This window comes from Bacillus sp. I-2 (assembly GCF_001974945.1).
Taxonomy (GTDB): Bacteria; Bacillota; Bacilli; order Bacillales; family Bacillaceae; genus Bacillus; species Bacillus safensis.
The window spans coordinates 210,814-233,312 of record NZ_LZRW01000043.1 but is presented as its reverse complement, the minus strand read 5'-3'; the positions used below and the strand labels follow the sequence as shown (position 1 = coordinate 233,312).

Below are 22,499 nucleotides of genomic sequence, written 5' to 3'. Positions count from 1 at the left end.
GTTAGTTCACCTCGTTAAAGATGGCAATCAGTTCATCCTGATCCTTTGCATGAATGATACGCTCTACGTTTTCTTCCTCTGAACAGACAATCGCAATTTGAGAAAGAATATCGAGATGTTCATTGTTTTTACCAGCGATACCAAATACAACTTTGACAATATTCCCCTCGCCATATTCAACGCCATCTGGAATTTGGATAATGGAAATTCCTGAATGAAGAACAGCCGCTTTCGCATCCTCTGTTCCATGAGGAATGGCAATTCCGTTGCCCATAAATGTAGAAGAAATATTTTCTCTTTCAAACATTTTGTCCACATAATCACTCGTGACATAACCGTTTGCCACTAAGACTTCGCCCGCTTTTTTAATGGCTTCTTCTTTAGAGCCGGCTTGTTCGTTTAGAAAAATATTGTCTTTTGAAAGTACTTGTTTCATGAAAGATCACACACCTTTTTTAGAATGGAAAATCAGAAAACAACCAAAACGGGGAGTTCAATTAGGAAAAATTGGACTCAACCCGTTTCATCATGTTATTTTTTCAATTTCTCAATCAGCTCATCGTATTTCGGGCTGTTTAAGAAATTATCAACTGAGATATGAACAGCTCCTGGCAGTTTTGCCTTGGCTCTATCTGTTAAATCTTTATGAGTAAAGACCACATCGGCATCATCTGGGAGGTTGCTGATGGATGTATTTGTTACATCAATATCAAGCTCTGCCTTTTTGACTTTATTCTTTAAGACGGATGCGCCCATCGCACTTGAGCCCATTCCTGCATCACAGGCAAAGATGATTTTGTTCACGTTATCTGGATTGATTTCATCTGGAGATGCTGCTTGCTCGCTTGCTTCAGCACCTTCTTTTTGTGCTGTAAGAGCAGCTGCTGCTGCACTTTTCTTGCCTTTCATGTCTTGCATTTTTTCAGTTGCTGCTGTTAAGTCTTCGTCCACTGCTTTAGACGCTTTCAAAATGACAGAAGCGACAAGGAACGATACGACCGCTGCCACGACAACACCTGCTAGAACGGCAAGGTGGCCGCCTTTTGGTGACATGAGCATCAGAGCGATGATACTTCCTGGTGACGGCACAGCCTTTAAGCCTGCATTTAACAGTGTAAAGGTCAGAACGCCGCTCGCTCCCCCAGCAATAACCGCTAAAATGAGCTTTGGCTTCATTAAGATGTATGGGAAGTAAATCTCATGGATTCCCCCTAAGAATTGAATGACAATCGCACCCGGTGCAGACTGCTTTGCCGTCCCTCTTCCAAAGAACATGTAAGCTAGAAGAACACCGAGACCTGGTCCAGGGTTTGTTTCAAGCAAGAACAGAACGGACTGGCCTGTCTTCGCCGCTTGCTCTACTCCTAATGGACCTAAAATCCCTTGGTTAATTGCATTGTTTAAGAACAATACTTTCGCTGGTTCAATGAAGATACTTGCCAGCGGAAGTAAATGCGCATTGACAATGATATCTACACCTGCCGCAAGGGCTTTATTCAGGCCTAGTACCACTGGACCGATGGCGTAGAAAGCAATGGCGACTAAAATGGCACCTAGTATACCTGCACTAAAATTATTAATCAGCATTTCAAAGCCTGATCTGATTCGGTCTTTAAACAGCTGGTCGATTTTCTTAATGAGATAACCGCCAAGCGGGCCCATGATCATTGCGCCTAGAAACATTGGGATGTCCGAACCGACAATAACCCCTATCGTAGCGGTTGCACCGAGTACCCCGCCTCGATGGTCATATACGAGCTTCCCGCCTGTGTAACCGATTAAGAGCGGCAGCAAGTAGTTGATCATTGGACCAACTAGTGTATTTAATTGTTCATTTGGAAAATAACCACTTGGAATGAACAATGCGGTGATGAGTCCCCAAGCGATAAAAGCTCCAATATTCGGCATGATCATACCGCTTAAATAGCTTCCGAAGCGCTGTACTTTTACGCGAAATCCGCTTTTTTCCTGCATCTATGAAAACTCCTTTCTTCTCTCCCTTTATTTAGGGCTTTATAGGTCAAAAGATATAAGAACAATATTCAGTGAAGCCCTTATGCCTATCGTAAAACGCTTTCACGTTCTCTTCAATTGAAACTAAATGTCACTTTGTCACATAGTGTGTGACAAAATTGAAAAATGATGTGAAATCACTCTCAGATCCTAATACAAAACGGGTAAAAAGGTTGATCTGCCATTGTTTTGACGCAAAATTCATGGGAATTTCACAACTTTCAAATGCTCTCTTCTTGTTTCCTCTTCTTAAATCGAATAGGCTTATAATTGATCAAACCTATTCAATTAAGAAATGTCTGCGCAGACATGACACAGAAAAAGTGAACCATCTTGCTGTTTGTTTCGTTTACCTTTTAGAGTGGGCGGCACAATAGGAAGAGCGGTTTTTTCTGTGACTCACAGTTTACTGCCGCTTTCTTTCTGATACATGAGACATTTTCATAGGTAGAAAGGCGGTTATTCATCTTGTTTAAAAATAGTAAGTGGCTTCTGCTTCTTATGGTCATGTTCGCTTTTTTCATTCCAAAGGTAGCATTTGCTCACGCATACGTCGTGAGCTCAAACCCAGCGGCAAATGAAGAGCTGGATCAGCAGCCTCCTTCAGTCTCGATCACATTTAGTGAAGGAATTGAGAGCGGATTTCATGCCATTAAGGTGCTAAATGCAAAAGGTGATCGTGTGGATAAAGGAGATACGGTCATTAAAGATCAAAAGATCATGGAAGCGGCTTTAAAAAAGAATTTACCAAAAGGAATTTACACCATTCAGTGGAATGCGGTATCAGCGGACGGACACTCTGTCTCTGGCATGATTCCGTTTAGTATTGGAAAAGCGGCTGGCGGTTTTGACCAATTAGAGCAAGGTCAAACGGATGAATCCATTGATGTGGCCTCAACTATTGATAAAGCCTTTCTTTATACGTCATTCAGCTTATTCCTTGGGACCATTTTGTTTGGACTGCTTTGGTTTAAGACTGCGATTTCACCTGTATTGGCGAAACGAATGCAGCGGCTTTTGACATTGTCATTGATCATGATGGGCGGAGCACTTGTGTTCCAGCTGCCGATTCAGACAAAATCAGCGGCAGACGTGTCCTTTTGGGGGGCATTTCAGCCTTCGCTTTTACAAGAAACGATTGCGTCCACTTCTGGCGGTAGTCTGTGGATGATGCTTATGGCGTCATTTGTTCTTCTCACCATCTGGACGATTGTGGCGGTAAGAAAAGGGGACTTCTCTTCTTTTCGGGTTTGGATGTTTCCACTGCTTCTATTCACAGTGCTCCTTTGGGTGAAAGCACAAATCGGACATCCAGCCGCAACAGACAATAAAATACTCACAACATCACTTGATTTCATCCATCTCGTCTCTGCTTCAATTTGGGTCGGTGGTTTAACAGCCATTGTCCTTCTATTGATGAAGAAACTGCCAAATGAAGATCAGCCGCTCATACGGAGTACGCTAGCAGCATTTCATCCTTGGGCACTGCTCTCTGTTGGACTCATTGTGTTCTCAGGATTTGTGAATGCCATCTTTATTTTGCAATCGTTTGACGCTCTTTTCCAATCTGCATACGGACGCACCTTTTTAATCAAGCTTGGTTTATTTATCATCATGGGCCTTCTTGGGCTGATGCATTACTTGATGCTGAGATGGGAAAAGAAGCAGAAACGCAGCGTTTCCTTACGAGCTGAATGGGTGATCGGGATCGCCATTTTGTTATTAACGGCTGTCTTTACCAATATTCCGAGCCCTCCTCCGCCTGCACCTGAGCCCTTCTTTGGCGCAAATCAGGTCGAGCATCGTGACATTGTGTCCTTGAGCATTACCCCGAATGCCCCGGGGAAAAACTCGTTCGAAGTGGCATTTACAAAGAAGAATGGAGAAACGATCACTGATATTCAATCTGTGACAGCCAAGATCCATAAAGTCGCCTTATTCGGTGAAGAGAAACCGAGTGAATTTCAGCTGAAACGATTAAAAAATGGTCATTTCTCTGCTGAAAATCTCTTATTAAATGAAAAGGGTACTTGGAAAATTGAAATCCATGCATTAACCGGTTCTTTTGAAAATATCGATACCACATTTATTAGAAGAAACTAAAAGGAGTTCATATGATATGAAAAAATATGTTAAAGCTTTATTACCAATGCTTCTCGCTTCATTTTTATTGGCCATTCCTGTGAGTGCGCACGTGACAGTCAAGCCTGATACATCTGCGACAAATGCGTGGGAAACTTATACTTTGAAAGTTCCTTCTGAAAGTGACAGTCCGACGACTAAAGTTGTCGTCACAATGCCTAAAGGCGTAGAATTCCAACAATACGAGCCAGTACCTGGCTGGAAAACTTCAACTGAAGAAAAAGATGGCAAGGTGACAAGAGTGACTTGGGAAGCAACGGGTAAAGGTGTGCTTGCTGGACAGTTCCAGCAATTCGTTTTTGTAGCGAAAAATCCTGAAAAAGCAGGTGAAGCTGCATGGGATGCGTATCAATATTATAAGGATGGAACGGTCGTTGAATGGACTGGCGATAAAGATGCTGACAAGCCGCATTCCATCACAAACATTGTCGCATCTAATACGGTAACGGATTCACATGGTCAAGAAAAACCAAAAGAAGAAAAGGCATCTGAAACAGCTTCCTCTTCTTCCTCACCACTTGTGCTTGGGTTGTCCATTGCTGCTCTAGTCGTGGCACTGATTGCACTTGGACTTGCTTTTAGAAAAAAATAAAGGCTGTATGAGCGATCGTTTTCTGAGAAACGATCGCTTTTTCTTTTATGACGAATCAATTATTTTCCATTTTCCCAACTTGTTATTACCAATATAGGATTGAACAGGATAATACCGCGTGACATAATGAGACAGATGACCACATAGGAGGCTATGAGATGAACCATGTAATCATATTTGCTCATCCCCAGCAAAGTTTAAATCAAACCTTATTAGATCTTGTTGTGAGCACTCTATTGAACAATGGTCATAAAGTGACTGTTCGTGATGTCTATGCCCTAGGTTTTTCGCCAGAGCTCACCATTGCAGAAAAGGCTGCCATCAAATGCGGGGATGTCCCGATTGCCATTCAAAGAGAGCAGACACTGATTCAGCAAGCGGATGTGTTGACGTTTATTTTTCCAATATGGTGGACCGGCTTGCCGGCCATGCTAAAAGGATATGTAGAGCGCGTCTTTTCTGAAGGTTTTGCTTATCAGACCAATGAGGATGGAGAAATTGAAAATCTGCTTCGGCACAAAAAAGGTGTCATTATCAACACACACGATGCACCGAGGACTTTTCTTGATTCCAATAAGGTCTTCAGCTCCTCTCATCACATGACAACTGATACTGAAGTCTTCAATTTTATTGGCGTTCAGCCTGTAGAACGGCTTTTGTTCAGCAGCATGGAGCAGGCATCTGCAGATTACATACATGAAATTCTGAAAGAAACGAAAGAAACGGTGGATCAGCTTTTCCCGCCGGCTGTTTAACATAAAAAAGACTGCCGAGATTCCTCTGACAGTCTTTTTCACGTTTATTCGTCTAAACCAATCGATACATATTTTGTTTCTAAATAAGGTTCGATCCCTTCGATGCCGCCTTCTCGGCCAATTCCGCTCTCTTTCATACCGCCAAAAGGTGCTTGAACAGCCGATGGACCGCCATCATTCCAGCCAATAATCCCATAATCGAGATGTTCTGAAATGTAGAGTCCGTTCCGATAATTTTCTGTAAAGAAATAAGCTGCAAGGCCAAAAGGTGTATTGTTGGCTAATTCAATTGCCTCGTCTAACGTTTTGAATGTCGTAATTGGTGCCACTGGACCAAAGGTCTCTTCATGCATGATGTTCATCGAAGGATCCACATGTGTAAGAACCGTTGGCTGGACAAAATAATACGACTTGTCATCGTCGAAATGCGTATCGCCGCCGACAAGAACTTTCGCCCCTTTATCCACTGCATCTTGAATTTGACCGACAATTTTATCAAAGCCGCGCTTATTGATAATTGGTCCAATAGATGTGCCTTCTTCAAAGCCATTTCCTACTTTCAGCTTTTCTACTTCTTTACTGAAGCTTTGCGCAAATGCTTCATGAATGTCTTCATGCACAATTAAGCGGTTGGCACAGACACAGGTTTGTCCTGCATTCCGGAACTTAGATGCCACTGCCTGTTTGACAGCTAGTTCAAGATTCGCATCCTTGTCTACGATGAGCGGAGCATGACCGCCAAGCTCCATTGATACGTGTTTGACTGTGCTGGCACTGTTTTTGATCAAATGCTTTCCGACGGGCGTTGAGCCTGTAAACGTGATTTTTCGAATCAATGGACTATCTGTGAAGATTTCACCCACTTCTTTGCCGTCTCCCACAACCCATTGCAGTGCATCCTCTGGAATGCCAGCTTCATGACCTAATTTTACTAGTTCAATGGCTGTCAGCGGAGTGTCTTCAGCAGGTTTTACAATAAACGTACAGCCTGCTGCAAGCGCAGGAGCTGCCTTTCTCGTAATCATCGCCGCAGGGAAATTCCACGGAGTAATGGCAGCAACCGGACCAACTGGCTGTTTTGTGACGAAAAGGCGTTTGTTCGTCGTATGTGACGGGATGGTTCTGCCGTAGATTCGCTTTGCTTCTTCTGCGTACCATTCAATATAACCAGCCGCATAGACGATTTCTCCTAATGCTTCTTGATACGGCTTTCCGTTTTCTTCTGTGATGATTTTCGCAAGCCTTTCTTTATGCTCAATCATCAGATCAAACCACTTGCGAATGATATTGGCACGTTCATGCGCTGACGTTTTTGCCCATGATTTGAATGCTTTGTGTGAACGGGAAATTGCGTCTTCGATCTGTTCTTTTGTATGCTGAGCAACTGAAGCAATTTCTTCTCCTGTTGCAGGATTATACACTTTGAGTTCGTTTGTCATGCTCTACCGTCTCCTTCGTTCTTGGATTCATTACATATAGTATATACCCAATGAGTACCCAACCTAAAAGCAATATCCATTCAGCTGGCCACGATAAGGAGGCCGGCATTCCTGGAAAGTAAAATGAAAGGAAAAGAAGACTCAGTCCGATGGCTAAAACACCTGTCGTCCGCCAATATTTAATGCTGTATGGACGCTCCAGCTCAGGTTCTGTTTTGCGAAGCCTCATAAAGGCAATGGACACGATTAAGTACCCGACGATGATTCCGACACCGCCCGCATTGACAATCCATACGAGGGCAGGACGCCCTAATAATGGAGCGAAAAAAGCTAAAGCTCCAAGAAATAAAATGGCATTTGTCGGTGTTTTATACTTTGGATGAATATACGCAAACCATTTGGAAATCATACCTCTTTCCGCCATAGCATATAGAATACGGCTTGCACCGATAATAAAAGCATTCCAGCTCGTCACAATCCCTGCTACACCGCCAATAACCAGCACTGTTCCAAATGCTTGATGACCGAGAAGCTGTACCATCGCATCTGCTGTCGCTAATGAAGAGGCTTCAAGCTGTCCTTTTGACAGCCCAGCTGCTACCCCAAAGACAATAAGCAGATAAAAAATGACCGCGCTCACGATGGAGATAATCAAGATTCTCCCAATGATTTTTTTTGGTGCGTTAATCTCCGCCGCTACTTGCGGAATGACATCAAACCCAACGAATAAAAAGGGAATCATGACTAACACCGCCATAAGACCGCCAACCCCGCCTTGAAACATCGGCTCAAGGTTTGCAAAATCTCCATTAAATGTTGCGCCGCCTAAAAGGAGAAAACCTGTCAGAATAATCGCCACTGTGAACACGGACTGAAAAATGGCAGCAGGCTTCGCCCCAATGTAATTCAGCGCTGTTAAAAACAATGCACCACCAGATCCAATCAATACCCACGTGAAATAAACGTCCCATCCCCCTATATTCCATAAGAAACCAACATGCTGTGTTGGAATCACATAATCAATGACGGTCGGCAAGGCGACAGCTTCAAACGTAATCACAGACACATAACCAAATAATACGCCCCACGCTGAGACGAACGCTGCTTTCATCCCAAATGCCCGCTGGACAAAGACGAGCCCTCCGCCTGTCTCTGGAATTGCAGATGAAAGCTCGGCATACGTAAGTCCAATAAAGATGACGAGAATACCGCCTATAACGAAAGCAATCACACTGCCTAAAAATCCAGCTGTTAAAATCCAATCTCCCGAAAGTACAACCCAGCCCCAGCCAAGCATTGCACCAATGGACAAAAACAGTACGTCAGACTGCGACATGGTTTTTGCCATTTGTTGATTTTGCATACAACCATCCCCCTTTGTTGTTTAGCGTGCTTTGAAGGCGTCCTCGATGATCCCTAGTCCTTCGTGAAGCAGCTCATCTGTGATGACGAGTGGTGTTAAGAAGCGAATGATATTCCCATTAATCCCTGCCGTTAATAAGAGCAGTCCGTGCTCGTTTGCATATGCTGCAATCGCTGCGGCTGTTTTTTTATCTGGTGTACGCGTTGTTTGATCTTCCACAATTTCAATCGCCGCCATTGCCCCTAACCGGCGGACTTCCCCAATGAATGGATACGCCTTTCTCCATTCATTTGCTTTGTCCTCAATGACTTGTCCAATGTGCTCAGATCGTTGATTCAGTTGTTCTGTTTCAATGATATCAAGAACAGCCAGTGCTGCCACACAGCCTAACGGACTTCCTGCATATGTACCCCCGAGCTCCCCTGGATCTGCCGCATCAAGCAGTTCTTTTCTACCGACGACACCGCTTAGCGGCAGCCCCGCAGCAAGAGATTTTGATACGGTGATTAAGTCCGGCACCACATCAAAGTGCTCAATCGCAAAATATTTCCCTGTTCTTGCAAAGCCTGTTTGGATTTCATCTGCAACAAAAACAATCCCGTGCTGCTGACAGAAGGAAGCAACATGCTGAACGAAGCGCTTCGATGGCACAATGAATCCGCCCTCCCCTTGGACTGGCTCCATGACCACACACGCAACGGTTTCTGGTGCAACGGCAGCGACGAAGAATTGATTGAATTGATCAATGATGTACTCATCGTAGGCTGCATCGCTTAATCCTTCTGGTTTTTGATAGTAATAAGGGTACGGTGCTTGGTACACCTCAGATGCGAATGGCCCGAAGCCAAATTTATATGGCTTGACCTTGCTCGTCATGCTCATTGTCATATTCGTTCTGCCGTGAAAACCTCTTGTAAACGACACAACAGCCTGTCTTTTCGTATATTTACGTGCAATTTTCACCGCATTTTCAACAGCTTCTGCACCTGAATTAAGAAAAATGGCTTTCTTATCATGATCCCCTGGTGTGAGATGACACAGCTTCTCTGCCAATTCGATATACGATTCGTACATCATCACGTTGAATCCTGGGTGAATCAGGTTCTCTGCCTGTGCTTTGACCGCTTCTACGACCTTTGGATGTGAATGTCCTACGTTTAATGTGCCAATGGCGCCTGCAAAATCGATAAATCGTTTCCCATCAATATCGAACAGCTCGGCTCCTTTCCCCTTCGCTGCAAGATGACGGTTGCCATTACTCACGCCTCTTGCGACGTATTGATCTCTTTTCCCCTGCCATTCTTCGGTTGAAAAACGGTTTGTTGTCGTTTGACTCATTGTCATCCATCCCCTTTATATCCTTTTTTATTATTCTGAATATTTTTTGGTATGATAGAAAGTACCAATATCATTTTTTTCATGGTACCAGAGAGGATGGAATGGTGAGATGCTGACAATTCAACTAGATCAAACAGGACAAAACGGATATATTTATCATCAAATTTATATGAAAATCAAAGAAGAAATCTTAAACCGCAACCTGCAGCCGCATGATCAATTACCGTCCAAACGAGAGTTAGCCGATACATTAAACGTCAGCGTTAATTCAGTGAATGGCGCCTATCAGCAGCTGCTTGCTGAGGGATATTTATATTCGGTTGAACGCAAAGGTTTTTTCGTGGAATCACTAGAAACATTTCATGAATCTGGTCAGCTGAAACCCTCTTCTCTTCCTGTAGATTTAAAGGAAGAACCGATTGCACGAGACGACTGGTATTCCTTTTCACATATCTCCGTCGATACAGCGAACTTTCCATTTAAAAGCTGGCTGAAAAGTGAACAAAAGGCGATCCATCTCCACCAAGAAGCCTTTGGTGAGCTTCCGCATCCACAAGGTGTGTATGAACTCCGGGAAACGATTGCCCGGCTGATCGGACTTGCACGAGGGGTCAAATGCTATCCGGAACAGCTCATTTTAAGTGCAGGCACACAGTCACTGATTCATTCGTTATCAAGCATTCTTCCGGCCGATCAAATATATGGGTTAGAAAACCCTGGCTACCGCCGGCTTTATCAAATGCTGAAAAACAATCATCACCAAATTGAAACGATTGGCATTGACCAAAAAGGTGTGCGGATGAGCGACATTCATAAGAAACAGCCAAATGTGTTGATCATTACCCCTTCACATCAATTTCCAACAGGGGTGATTATGCCGATTTCCCGGCGTATTCAGCTGTTAAACTGGGCAGCTGATCAGCCAGACCGTTATATCATTGAGGATGATTATGACAGTGAATTTAAATATGGCACAGACAGCATTCCGGCGCTGCAAAGTCTCGACCGATATGACAAAGTCATTTATATGGGCACCTTTTCAAAATCATTGCTGCCCGGCTTGCGGCTAAGCTATATGGTGCTGCCTCAGCATTTATTGAGACGCTATAAGGAGGAACAGCATTTTTTCATTCAAACAGCTAATCTTTTTACACAATACACCCTTCTTCATTTTATAAAAGATGGGGCGTATCAACGGCATATTAAAAGAATGAATGGTTTATATGAGGAAAAACGGAAGCAGCTCATTGAAGAGCTCAATACGATTTTTGCTGACAATGTGCGGATTATTGGAGAAAATGCCGGTCTTCATTTTATTGCAGAGTTCCGCTCAAATCGAACGCAGCATGAGATTTTACAGCGAGCGAAAGAAAGAAGGCTGAAAATGTACGGAATGGATCGTTTTACCCTTGATGAGCAATTGCCGGGGCATCAGCCAGGCTTTGTTCCGCTCGTCCTCGGCTTCTCACATATGAAGCAAGAGGATATTCAGCCGGCAGTGAAACGGCTGTATGACGCCATTTTGGGGAAATAAAACAGCCAGCTGCTCTTCACAGACAGCTGGCTTACCACCGCTTTTTATCTATAGCTAGAATCGATGACACGAGTCCAGGAAAAGCGGTCTCGATGTCTTCTTTTCTTAAAGAATAGTAACGGTGCTTCCCGTCAATTCTCACTTTCACGACGCCTGCCTCCCTCAGCACTTTAAAGTGATGGGAAAGCGTGGATTTGGCAATATTCATCTCATACGTGCCGCATGTCCTCTCCCCCGCTTCCGCTAAGCAGCGGACAATTTCTAACCGGATTGGATCAGCCAATGCGTGCAGCACAGAAATCAGTCTCATATCTTCTTTGTTTGGATGGTTTGGATTCGTCATACGATAAATGTATCGTATTTTGTGCTTACACACAATCTCATTCACCTGGAGCTGACTAGTCAAGTAACGATATGACTTCACAAACGTCCATTATTCATGAGACTGTCTGAAGGGAAGGAACCCATTTTGATCGCCGAACTTCACGGCAAAACAAAAATATATATACCGCACATGCGGAAGGATAAAATACTTGTCACAGACGGGTATTTTTTAAGTTCATTTTCTTGTCATGGGTCATTGGTTTTGTTATCATAGCAAAAGTGACCACTCGGTTTCCATTGTGACCATATGGTTTTGCCGATTCGGAAGGGACTTATTGAAGATGAACGAAAAGCAAGAAGAGATTTTGCGGGTTTCAAAGAAATTATTTTCTCAAAAAGGCTATATGAGTGTCTCCATGCAGTCAATTGCCGATGCCTGTAAAATATCAAAAGCGTCTATTTATAAACTGTTTGATTCAAAGGAAGCTCTTCTACTAGAACTGATTAAATACAATCAGCGCAAAATGAGAGAGATTTCTCGCATCATTCATTCAGAAACGACGCTGTCCAAAAAGGAAAAATTCACAAAGAAGATCAAGCTTGAGCTTGAAGAGTTTAAAGAGAATCATAAATTTTTGAACATGCTGTCTTTTGAAGCTTTTTCTCAGCATTCGCCTATTGTCATTAAACACTTACGCGAGACACGCTCCATTATCATGCAGCGGCACAGAGACATAATTTTGAGCACATATGGTGAATCTGTCGCTCCTTATGTCTGGGATCTCGTGATTGTTCTCAATGGATTAATGAGAGAATTCATCTTAATGCTGGCGATTGAGCACAAGAACATCAAATTAGAAAATGCTGCCGAGATGATCATCGGTGTGATGGACCGTGTATCGAAAAAGCCTTGCTCAATTGAGCCTGTGTTAACAGATCAGCTCATGGACTCTTATTTGTTTTCCTCACAGGACGGATATGATGAAGAAAAACTTGTCATCTCGTACTTAACGAAGATCAAACAAGAGCTTCACGCACTGTCAAACGGAGAAGAAAAAGACGATCTCCTCTCTGCGTATGAGCTGCTCAATCAAGAATTATCAAAGGATGAACCGAGAACCTTTTTGGTCAGCTCACTGCTCGATTATTTAGGCAAAAACAGCGTTTTATCACAAAACGTGTCACAGCTGAAAAGCATCATTTTATAGATAAAGAAGGGATAACATGAACCAATCTACTACATCGTATAATCGATCTGTGATTGTTGGGATTTTCCTCGTTGGGGCATTCGTTGCGATTTTAAACCAAACGCTTCTCATTCCAGCGATCCCGCATATCATGGAAGATTTCAATATTGAGGTCAGCAAAGGACAGTGGCTTACAACAGCCTTTATGCTGACAAACGGGATTCTCATCCCCATTACGGCTTTCCTCATTGAGAAATTTTCAAGCCGTTCTTTAGTTTTAACGGCACTTAGCATCTTTACAGCCGGTACAATTCTTGCTTCATTTGCAACGAATTTCCCGGTGTTACTTGCAGCGCGTATCGTACAGGCAGCCGGTGCAGGGATTTTAATGCCGCTGATGCAAACGATCTTTTTAACCATTTTCCCGAAAGAAAAACGCGGGCAGGCAATGGGCATGGTCGGACTTGTCATTTCGTTCGCACCTGCGCTTGGGCCAACACTTGGCGGCTGGATTGTTGATTCCTTCAGCTGGAAGTTCTTGTTCTATATTGTTCTGCCAATCGGTATCATTGATCTCATTCTTGCTTTTTTCTTAATGAAAAATGTGACGCAGCAAAGAGAAACACGTATTGATGTCTTATCTGTCATCTTGTCGTCGTTCGGTTTCGGCGGGCTGCTTTACGGATTTTCTAGTGTCGGCACGTATGGATGGACGAGTGCGACTGTTCTCATTTCGCTGATTGTAGGCGCCGTGAGCTTGTTCTTCTTTATCCTGCGCCAGTCGAACTTAACAAGACCGATGCTGGAGTTTGGCGTATTTAAATTTGCGATCTTTAGCTTAACAACCTTCCTCGGCATGCTTGTCTTTGCTTTATTAATTGGGACAGAGACGATTCTCCCGCTTTATACGCAGAATGTCAGAGGGCTGTCTGCACTTGATACAGGGCTTATCTTATTGCCAGGTGCTCTCTTCATGGGACTCCTGTCACCGATTATTGGACGGATTTTTGATAAAGTCGGCGGAAAAGGGCTGGCATTAGGCGGATTTACGATACTCACCGTTACCACCCTGCCATTTATGCTGCTCACCCTTGATTCATCGATCGCCCTCATTACGGTCGCCTACACGCTTCGGTTAATTGGGGTTGGGATGATCATGATGCCGCTGACAACCGCAGGTATTAACTCTTTACCGCCTCATTTGATCCCTCATGGAACAGCGATGAATAACACGATGAGACAAATAGGCGGTTCCATTGGAACGGCTGTGCTTGTTTCCATCATGAGCAGCTCTGCTGCAAATGCAGAATTATCCAATCCATTAAAATCGGCCGTTCATGGAATGAATACGTCATTCTTCATTTCTGGTCTGATTGCGGTCATTGGACTCGTCCTCTCCTTTTTCTTAAAGGAAAAAAAACGTGAGAATAAAGTAATGAAGCAGGAGCTATCTTCCTCCTCGTCTTCTTCATAAGAAAAAGAGCTCGGCATATGGCCGGCTCTTTTTTCATATACTCACACAATATTGTCCTCTCTATAAAAACATTTGTATTTCTAGTGAAGAAAAACCTTGATAATTTAAGGAAAAGAGTTGATAATAGGAACTATTCAATTTGTGAGAAAATTTTTACTATAGGAGATGTATGCATTGAAGGTCGTTAAATTTGGTGGCAGTTCACTTGCCTCTGGCAAGCAGCTGCAAAAGGTATTTGACATTGTAACAGCAGATCCAGCTCGAAAAGCAGTCGTTGTTTCCGCACCAGGAAAACGGCATTCAACGGATACAAAGGTCACCGATTTATTAATTAGCTGCGGTGAACAATATTTACGTTTAGGCGAAGCACATGATTTAAAGGAAGCAGTCATCGAGAGGTATGCCTCAATAGCGGATGAACTCGGATTAGGTCAAGACATTATCGATACCATCAGGCAAGATCTAGACACATTATTACAGGCTGATTCATCCCGCCCTGAGTGCTATCTTGATGCCATTAAAGCAAGCGGTGAAGACAATAACGCTAAGCTCATTGCCGCCTATTTCCGCCACCAAGGTGTGGAAGCTCATTATGTGAATCCAAAGGAAGCTGGTTTGTTTGTGAGCGATGAGCCTGGCCAAGCGCAAGTTCTGCCGGAGTCTTATGATCATTTGTACAAATTAAGAGAGCGCTCTGGCATTATTATATTCCCTGGCTTTTTTGGCTTTAGTCTCGCGGGAGACATCGTCACCTTTTCGCGAAGCGGCTCCGATATTACCGGCTCCATTTTGGCGAACGGTTTGAAGGCAGATGTATATGAAAACTTTACAGATGTCGATGCTGTCTATGCCGTCAATCCAACGATCGTTCATGAACCAAAAGAGATTACAGAGCTGACATACCGGGAAATGCGCGAGCTGTCCTATGCTGGTTTTTCTGTGTTCCATGATGAAGCACTTATTCCTGCCTTCCGTGCAGGCATTCCGGTTCAGATTAAAAACACCAACAACCCGTCGGCAAAAGGGACAAAAATCGTAAATCAGCGGGACCATACAAATGGACCTGTTGTTGGAATCGCCTCAGACAATGGATTTTGCAGCATTTACATTAGTAAATATTTGATGAACAGAGAAGTCGGTTTTGGACGAAAGGTGCTGCAAACACTAGAAGAGTATGGGCTTACGTATGAGCATGTTCCTTCTGGCATTGATGATATGACCATTATTTTACGGCAGGATCAGCTGGAGGAGCAGCATATTGAAGAGGAGCTGCTAGACCGTTTGAAGCTCGTGCTTGATGCAGATGAGGTCGTTTTAGAGCGAAATCTTTCGCTGATTATGGTTGTAGGAGAAGCGATGCGTCATAATGTTGGTACAACAGCAAGAGCGGCAAAGGCGCTGTCAAAAGCGAAGGTCAATATTGAAATGATCAATCAAGGCTCTTCAGAGGTCAGCATGATGTTTGGCGTCAAAGCGGCTCAAGAAAAAGAAGCTGTTCAAGCCTTGTATGAGGAATTTTTCTCTATGTCTACTGTCCCTGTCTCTCTTTAATCAGAAGGCTGCCAGATCTTTGGATCGGCAGTCTTTTTTCATCTCGACGATCAGAGTGTTTTTGCGCATTAAAGTGTATCTATTTCTTGTTTGATTTTGTATGATAGAGACAAATCAACTATCCGTTCCGGCCTATGATCGGAGCTACAAGGAGTCCTAAAACAATGCCTCTTCAACAACTATTAAAACAGTTTCGCAATTTTCATGATGCTTCTACTAGTATTTTAAACATGATGAGTCAATTCATTGATGTGAATACACTGTTTATTGCTAAAAATGATCAAAACACCAATCAAATTGTAAAGGTGCTAAATCATGACGAGCAGCTTCTTGAAGAAGGAGAAGAACTTCCTTACGAAAAGACATTTTGCAAGCTTGTGGTCGATCATCGGGATACACTTGTGATTCCTGACATTTCGAAGGATGACCGTTTTAAATACTTAGAGGTTACGAAAAATCTTCAAGGCGGCTCGTTTATTGGAGTTCCCATTAATTTCACAGATGGGACGAACTACGGAACGATTTGCGGACTTGATTTGAGGCCGAAGCAGTTCACAGAAGAGCATGTATATATGTTTGAAACGATGGCTTCATTATTAAGCTATGTCCTCGAACTAGACCGTGCCAACCGGCAAATTCGGCAATTGTCTGTACCGATCGTACCAGTTGTTGACGGTGTCGCTGTGCTTCCTCTGCTTGGTGACATCGAAGAGACACGTGCTCAGCATATTTTGGAAACCATTTTACAGGAAAGCTACAGGCTGTCGCTCTCTCATTTGGTCATTGATGTATCGGGAACAAAAAGCCTGAATGAACAAAGCATTCAATATTTAGTCAGCTACGCACAAACGCTGAGACTTTTAGGAATTTCGGCAGTTTTAACAGGTATTAAGCAAGACCTTGCTTTAAGTGCGATTCAATCCAATATATCGTTTAAAGACATCACTATCCGGAAAGACTTGCCGCAGGCACTTGCTCATATTGGGTTGACGTTTACCAAAAATGAATAAGTGGTGATTCACCAAAAAGGGCTAAAATGAACTTCATTTTAGCCCTTTTCTTCTGGAAACGGCAGTCGTATGGTAAATGTCGTTCCATTGTTTTTTTCACTTTTCATATCAATATGTCCTTCATGCAGGTCCACAAGCTGCTTCACGATAGACAAGCCCAATCCGTATTCTCCATACGGTGTATTCGTTCTTGAGATATCCGCTTTATAAAAACGTTCCCATATGTGTTTGACTTCGTCTGGCGCAATGCCAATGCCTGTGTCTTCCACTTCGATGATCGTCTCTTGATTTTCTTGTTTTCCTCTTAAGTAAATACGGCCGTCTTTTGTGAATTGAATGGCGTTCTTTGTGATATTGACAAGTATTTGAATAAGCCTGTCATAATCTGCATAAACCTTTAGCTCGGGATCAACGTCCACGATCAGCTGATTGTTTTTCTCTTCGGCGATTCGGCTCAGCTGCTCTTTCATCACTTCAAATGTGTCAATGAGTGGATAATGAAATTTCTGAAGGGTAATTTGATTCGATCTAATTTTCTCATAATCCATATTTTCATTGACGAGGCGCAGCATACGTTTTGTCTCGTCAGTGATTAAGGCATAGCATTTCTCTTTCTCTTCTGCTGACACATCCGCAGTGTTCAGCCATTCCACCAGTCCTCGAATGGTGGTCAGCGGTGTTTTCAATTCGTGAGACACATCTGCGATGAATTGGCGTCTGCGCTTTTCGAGCCGATCAATTTCCTCTCTTGATTGCTGAAGACGCTTGGCCATCATATTAAAATCCTCACCAAGTGTGCCAATTTCATCAAGGTGTTTGTTTTCAAGCTTGATGTTGTAATCACCTTGCGCAATCTTTTCAGTCGCCTCTCTCAGCTTTTTGATACGGTTCACATGAAATTTAGACAGGAACAGGCTGAGAATAAAGGTGATCGTCAGCGCCACAAATACGATGATATACAGATAACGATTCATTTGGGCGATGAGCTGTTCAGCGCCTTGAATCGGGGCAATAAGGACAACTCCGCCCTTTAGCTTTCCATCCTCCATGACAGGGAGCGCCACAAGTGATGCCTCTTGATCAAGGCGGCGTGAATCACTTCGCTTCACAATGATTTGCTCTCCTTTTGAGAGTTTGGCCCATAAATCCTTTGTCAATAATACTTCATGCGGCGGCATCTCTTGCTGCTGAGACAGAATATCTCCTTTTTCATCAAACACGAAAAAACGAATTTGTCTCGTCGAAAGAATATCTTCAAATGGCCGCAGACGAAAGGTCATCTCGCTTTTAGGGAGTCGTTTATAATCTTGCAAGATTTCATTCCCATAGGAGCTCATTTCATTCACTTTGTTTTGATAGGCAATATCTTTCACAAAATGAGATAAAAGGGTGCTGATAATGACAATGGCGATGAGCAATAACCCAAGATGGCTGATCAGCAGCTGATAAAAATATTTAATCTTCATCGAACTTATACCCTACGCCCCATACTGTATACAAAAAGGGCTTAGGCCCGTCCCCAATTTTTTGGCGCAGCCGTTTAATATGAACATCTACCGTTCGTTCATCTCCATAAAATTGGTATCCCCAAATTTGCTCAAGCAATTGTTCTCGTGAAAATACTTGCCGAGGATGCTGAATAAAAAAGCACAGCAGATCGTATTCTTTCGGTGTGAGGTTCTCTATTCGCTCTCCATCCAGAAAAACTTCCCTCGTTTTCTTATCCAACTGAAAATGTGCTGTCTCCAGCCGTTCGCCCTCATTCACCTTTTCTTGAGTAGTTGTATGAGCAAAGCGTCGTTTCACCGCTTTAATTCTTGCCATCAAGGTTAGTGGACTAAAGGGCTTGGTCACATAATCATCTGCCCCAAGATCAAAACCAAGTACCTGATCAGATTCGGTTTCCTTGGCTGTCAGCATGATAATCGGAATGTCACTGATCTGGCGCACCTTTTGACAAATAGTCAGACCATCCATCGAAGGAAGCATGACATCTAAAATGAGCAGATCCCAATCCTCCTCTTGCTTAAAGCGATTCAATCCTTCTAATCCATCATGAACGAATTCCGCTTGAAATCCCTCTCGTTGAAAAAACATATCCGTCATTGTACAAACGCTCTGATTATCTTCAATCATTAATATTTTCATGATCAGCCTCCGCTGCTACCATTGTTTTTCTTTATGTAGCTTTATTTTACATGTTCCCTTTCAAATCTCAATTGGATTCCACTGTTTTTAAAAACTTATCATCGTTTGGTCATCTTTTATTCATACTTTTTGAAAGAACTAATACTGCGGTGAATCACATGAGGTTTTTTATATGATGGCATTGCAGAAGATGGTCAAGATGTTAGTTGAAGATATGATTCAACATGACGTGACAAAATATCAAGAGAAGGACAGTGTCATTTATGGTTTTTAAACTCATGTGTCACGCATCCTGACAGTTAAAAGATGGATTAAAAAAGCTCATCTTTTGGGGTCAGTCCCCTGTCGATGAGCTTTTTTATCATGCCAGCAACTTCAAATAAGCAGTGTCGTTTTCCTCTTCAACCGCCTGTAAAATCTGCTGTGCCTGTGATGCGCTTGTGACGCTGCTTAACTTTTGTATGATGTCTTCTTTCGATAACGCACAGCCTGGTGCTCCCTGCGGAATATCAACCCGCTTGCTAATGGTGGTGCCGTCAGATAAGGTGAGCTTCACAATCGTAAAGCGTCCTTTTGGAACAGCGTCGGGATGGGGTTCTGTCGTTTGATCATATCCTCTGCTTACCCGCTTCATCCATGTCCGCATGTCTAATGGAATGGTTTTTTTCGTAAAGGCATCCAGCGTAAGCGTCTGTTCAAACACTGCAAGTGCGATGACGTATTCGACACTGAATCGTCCTTCTTCCCCGGTTAAAGGTGTCCGCTCAATAAGCGCTGCATCTCCGCCTGGCGGGAATATGACATTGACCTGTTTTACCTGCTCCGGCAAGAAAGACCGCTCTTTCATTAAGGATTGGATTGCATCTGCTGCATGGTGGGCAGCTGAGCAAAATGGATATACTTTGAACCACAGCCCCGGCGAAACGATACGCCATGTAGAACCATAACCCTCTAGCAAACGGCTTTTCGCAAGTTCCAGATCTCCATAGAGTGAAAAGAAACCAAGCGCGCCATCAAGAACCGAGTCATTCCCGCCAAAACCTGAACAAGCTAAATCCATAGACCAAACGGCTGTTTTAGCAGCTAAGCCGGCTTGTAATGGTTTCATATCAGAGCCAAACTGCTTTCGCATTCCGGCTGATTGCGCTCCGGCAAAGCCGATTGCTTTCGTCAGTTCTTCCTGCGAGACTTGTTTCAAATAGCCAATCGCACACACTGCCGCAATGGCTCCGAGTGTTCCTGTATTATGCCAGCCCCGCTCATAATGCGCCTTGCCGATGGATTCGCCAAGTCTTGCCATCACTTCAACACCTGTGATGTAGGCAGCTAAAAACCGATCGCCATACCCTTTGCCTTCTGTCAGCTGTGATAGCAGCGCTGGAATGATGACCGCGCTCGGATGTCCTCTCACATCTGAGTGCACATCATCATAATCCAGGGCATGGATGAGGTAGCCGTTCAGCATGGCTGCAGATTGGCGGCTCACCTTCTTCCCTTGTCCAATGACAGGAATCTGAGCGGCTCCGCCTTCCTGTTCAATAAGCTGCATCAGCTGCTGAAGCCCTTCATCCTCTTTCGCAGCAAACGCTGATGCCGCAGCGTCTAACAGGCCATTTCTAGCCATTTGAATGGCCCGCTCATCCTGCAGCGGATCAGCAGAAAGCACTGCTTCTGCCAGATGTTTTGTTAATTCCATGATCGAGACTCCAATGCCCGAACGGCAAGCTCAGCAAAGAAGGCAGCGGAAATTGGAAGTGCGTCTTCATTTAATGTAAACGCAGGGTGATGCCACTCCTTCGTACCACCAGTCCCCATCCATACAAAAAAGCCTGGAATGTGTTCTTGATAAAGGGCAAAATCTTCTCCGCCCGGTGACTGCTCTGCCTGCACGACATGTAAGTTAAGTGAGCCAGCCGTTTCTTCTACCACCTTTGTCAGACGCTCATCATTCATGACAGATGGCAAATAAGGATGCCATCTCACTTCAGCCTCTGCTCCAAATCCTTCTGCAATTCCGCTGACGATTTGTTTCATAAGCTCTGGAATCATCGCTCTTACTTCAGGCTCAAACGTCCGAACGGTTCCTTCCATCTCAACACGGTCGGGAATCACATTCCATGATGTACCGCCTTGGATGCGTGTGATACTGACAACTGCATGATGCAAGGAGCTGATGCGGCGGCTGACGATTTGCTGAAGGGCGCTTGTGATCTGCCCGCTGATGGCAATCGGGTCTACCGTGTGATTTGGAATACCGGCGTGGCCACCCGTTCCTTTAATATCGATTTCAAAACGATCCACACTCGCCATCAATGCTTTTTCTCTAATGCCAATCGTGCCAACTGGCAGGTCAGGCTTGTTGTGCATACCGAAAATCGCATCGACTCCATCTAAAACGCCTGCCTCTATGACGTGTTTCGCCCCTTGAGCAACTTCCTCAGCCGGCTGGAACAAAATACGGACCGTTCCTTTGATCTCATGTTTCCGCTCCTTTAATAAAAGAGCCGCACCAAAAATAGAAGCTGTATGGAAATCATGACCGCACGCATGCATTTTGCCCGGTACCTTTGAAGAAAATGGTTCGCCAGATGCCTCTTCAATCGGAAGTGCATCAATATCGGCTCTCAAAGCAATTGTCGGCCCCTCTTGTTCTCCTTTGATTTCACAGACAACGCCTGTTTGAAGGGCTGGGATATCAAGTACAGTGATCCCTTCCTCTTCTAACCAGCGGCGCAGTTTCTTTGTCGTTTCAAATTCTTCAAACGCCAGCTCTGGATGCTCATGAAGCGCTCGGCGAATGTTGATCAAACGTTTGTTTAAAGCTTCATTTCCTATTGATTTCACTAGACACTCACCCCTCTAAAGAATAAAAAGCAGCTTATGCTTCTTCAGCCGCTGCTTCTTTTTGGATAAATCGTTTCGTCCGTTCATTCTTCGTTTCATCAAATAGCTCAGTTGGCGTTCCCTGCTCGATAATATGACCATCCGCCATGAAAATCACATGGTCTGCCACTTCTCTTGCAAACGCCATTTCATGTGTGACGATGATCATCGTTGTTTCTTGAATCGCAATGGATTTAATGACTTGAAGCACACCTGAGACAAGCTCTGGATCAAGCGCTGACGTTGGTTCATCCAGTAAAATCGCATGTGGATCAACCGCTAACGCGCGGGCAATCCCAATCCGCTGCTGCTGTCCGCCAGATAACGTGACTGGATAGCTGTCAGCCTTTTGCTCTAACCCTACCTGCTTCAGCAGTTTCATACCGATTTCATTCGCCTGCTGCTTCGTCATTTTTTTCGTCACAAGCAGTGATTCTGTTATGTTTTGCAGTGCCGTCTTGTTTTTAAATAAATTATAGTTTTGAAACACCATGGCCGTTTGTTGACGCAGGTGATGGGCTTCTTTACGTGAATATTTGGACGCATCGAGCCTCGCATCGCCAATTTCAATCGTGCCTTCATCAGGTGTTTCTAATAAATTTAAACAGCGCAGCAAGGTGGATTTACCGGAGCCAGAAGGTCCGATAATGGCCACAACCTGCCCTTTTTTCACGTCGAGATTGATTCCGTCTAAGACGACAAGGTCGCCGAATGATTTCTTCAAATTGGTGAGCTTGATCATGTCC

19 protein-coding genes are annotated in these 22,499 nt (G+C 43.9%); 8 read left to right on the top strand and 11 right to left on the bottom strand.

What is annotated here, in order from left to right; translation table 11 throughout:
• Position 1: 1 nt before the first annotated feature.
• Both BAE31_RS14105 and BAE31_RS14100 read right to left on the bottom strand, forming a co-directional pair.
• Entirely contained in the window at positions 2-436 is a 435-nt protein-coding gene (locus BAE31_RS14105) for a PTS mannitol transporter subunit IIA (RefSeq protein WP_041106527.1), read from the bottom strand.
• Positions 437-531: 95 nt separating this feature from the next.
• Positions 532-1,974: a PTS mannitol transporter subunit IIBC gene (locus BAE31_RS14100; protein ID WP_076840738.1), complete on the bottom strand. Its 1,443-nt coding sequence runs from the start codon at positions 1,972-1,974 to the stop codon at positions 532-534.
• A gap of 507 nt (positions 1,975-2,481) precedes the next feature.
• On the opposite strand from BAE31_RS14100, the gene BAE31_RS14095 reads away from it, so the two are divergent.
• From BAE31_RS14095 to BAE31_RS14085, 3 genes are all read left to right on the top strand, one after another.
• Complete coding sequence (locus BAE31_RS14095) at positions 2,482-4,116, top strand: copper resistance CopC/CopD family protein (RefSeq protein ID WP_076840737.1); 1,635 nt, start codon at positions 2,482-2,484, stop codon at positions 4,114-4,116.
• Positions 4,117-4,132: 16 nt separating this feature from the next.
• Positions 4,133-4,747 (top strand): YcnI family copper-binding membrane protein, encoded by a 615-nt coding sequence (locus BAE31_RS14090; RefSeq protein ID WP_076840736.1) that lies wholly within the window; start codon positions 4,133-4,135, stop codon positions 4,745-4,747.
• Positions 4,748-4,905: 158 nt separating this feature from the next.
• The gene (locus BAE31_RS14085; RefSeq protein ID WP_076840735.1) at positions 4,906-5,502 is read left to right on the top strand and encodes an NAD(P)H-dependent oxidoreductase; all 597 of its coding nucleotides are present in this window, start codon (positions 4,906-4,908) and stop codon (positions 5,500-5,502) included.
• Positions 5,503-5,546: 44 nt separating this feature from the next.
• Here BAE31_RS14085 and BAE31_RS14080 read toward each other — a convergent pair whose 3' ends face one another.
• The 3 genes from BAE31_RS14080 to gabT are packed head-to-tail and all read right to left on the bottom strand — an operon-like array spanning position 5,547 to position 9,642.
• Positions 5,547-6,941 (bottom strand): NAD-dependent succinate-semialdehyde dehydrogenase, encoded by a 1,395-nt coding sequence (locus tag BAE31_RS14080; protein ID WP_076840734.1) that lies wholly within the window; start codon positions 6,939-6,941, stop codon positions 5,547-5,549.
• The gene (locus tag BAE31_RS14075) at positions 6,916-8,304 is read right to left on the bottom strand and encodes an APC family permease (protein ID WP_076840733.1); all 1,389 of its coding nucleotides are present in this window, start codon (positions 8,302-8,304) and stop codon (positions 6,916-6,918) included. The genes BAE31_RS14080 and BAE31_RS14075 overlap by 26 nt, the downstream gene beginning before the upstream one ends.
• Positions 8,305-8,325: 21 nt before the next feature.
• On the bottom strand, positions 8,326-9,642 hold the full coding sequence (gene gabT / locus BAE31_RS14070; protein ID WP_076840732.1) for a 4-aminobutyrate--2-oxoglutarate transaminase: 1,317 nt from the start codon (positions 9,640-9,642) through the stop codon (positions 8,326-8,328).
• A gap of 109 nt (positions 9,643-9,751) precedes the next feature.
• Between gabT and gabR the strand changes: the two genes are divergently transcribed.
• Positions 9,752-11,176: a MocR-like transcriptional regulator GabR gene (gabR, locus tag BAE31_RS14065; RefSeq protein WP_076840731.1), complete on the top strand. Its 1,425-nt coding sequence runs from the start codon at positions 9,752-9,754 to the stop codon at positions 11,174-11,176.
• A 31-nt stretch (positions 11,177-11,207) separates the two neighbouring features.
• On the opposite strand, the gene BAE31_RS14060 is transcribed toward gabR, so the two are convergent.
• The gene (locus BAE31_RS14060) at positions 11,208-11,519 is read right to left on the bottom strand and encodes an ArsR/SmtB family transcription factor (RefSeq protein WP_076840808.1); all 312 of its coding nucleotides are present in this window, start codon (positions 11,517-11,519) and stop codon (positions 11,208-11,210) included.
• Between the two features lie 322 nt (positions 11,520-11,841).
• Between BAE31_RS14060 and BAE31_RS14055 the strand changes: the two genes are divergently transcribed.
• The 4 genes from BAE31_RS14055 (at position 11,842) to BAE31_RS14040 (ending at position 16,722) form a co-directional block, all read left to right on the top strand.
• Positions 11,842-12,708, top strand: coding sequence for a TetR/AcrR family transcriptional regulator (locus tag BAE31_RS14055; RefSeq protein WP_076840730.1), 867 nt, complete (start codon positions 11,842-11,844; stop codon positions 12,706-12,708).
• A 16-nt stretch (positions 12,709-12,724) separates the two neighbouring features.
• Complete coding sequence (locus BAE31_RS14050; protein ID WP_076840729.1) at positions 12,725-14,161, top strand: MDR family MFS transporter; 1,437 nt, start codon at positions 12,725-12,727, stop codon at positions 14,159-14,161.
• 174 nt (positions 14,162-14,335) lie between these two features.
• Positions 14,336-15,712 (top strand): aspartate kinase, encoded by a 1,377-nt coding sequence (locus BAE31_RS14045; protein WP_034283784.1) that lies wholly within the window; start codon positions 14,336-14,338, stop codon positions 15,710-15,712.
• 164 nt (positions 15,713-15,876) lie between these two features.
• Positions 15,877-16,722 (top strand): GAF domain-containing protein, encoded by an 846-nt coding sequence (locus BAE31_RS14040; RefSeq protein ID WP_024427310.1) that lies wholly within the window; start codon positions 15,877-15,879, stop codon positions 16,720-16,722.
• Between the two features lie 38 nt (positions 16,723-16,760).
• Here the strand turns inward: BAE31_RS14040 and BAE31_RS14035 are convergent, their stop codons facing one another.
• From BAE31_RS14035 to BAE31_RS14015, 5 genes are all read right to left on the bottom strand, one after another.
• On the bottom strand, positions 16,761-18,188 hold the full coding sequence (locus BAE31_RS14035) for a sensor histidine kinase (protein WP_076840728.1): 1,428 nt from the start codon (positions 18,186-18,188) through the stop codon (positions 16,761-16,763).
• Positions 18,178-18,870 (bottom strand): response regulator transcription factor, encoded by a 693-nt coding sequence (locus BAE31_RS14030; RefSeq protein WP_024425529.1) that lies wholly within the window; start codon positions 18,868-18,870, stop codon positions 18,178-18,180. Before BAE31_RS14030 ends, BAE31_RS14035 begins: the two co-directional genes overlap by 11 nt.
• Positions 18,871-19,231: 361 nt before the next feature.
• Positions 19,232-20,566 (bottom strand): MmgE/PrpD family protein, encoded by a 1,335-nt coding sequence (locus BAE31_RS14025; RefSeq protein ID WP_076840727.1) that lies wholly within the window; start codon positions 20,564-20,566, stop codon positions 19,232-19,234.
• Complete coding sequence (locus tag BAE31_RS14020) at positions 20,557-21,714, bottom strand: amidohydrolase (RefSeq protein ID WP_076840726.1); 1,158 nt, start codon at positions 21,712-21,714, stop codon at positions 20,557-20,559. Before BAE31_RS14020 ends, BAE31_RS14025 begins: the two co-directional genes overlap by 10 nt.
• A gap of 34 nt (positions 21,715-21,748) precedes the next feature.
• Complete coding sequence (locus BAE31_RS14015; RefSeq protein WP_025093644.1) at positions 21,749-22,495, bottom strand: amino acid ABC transporter ATP-binding protein; 747 nt, start codon at positions 22,493-22,495, stop codon at positions 21,749-21,751.
• Positions 22,496-22,499: the final 4 nt, after the last annotated feature.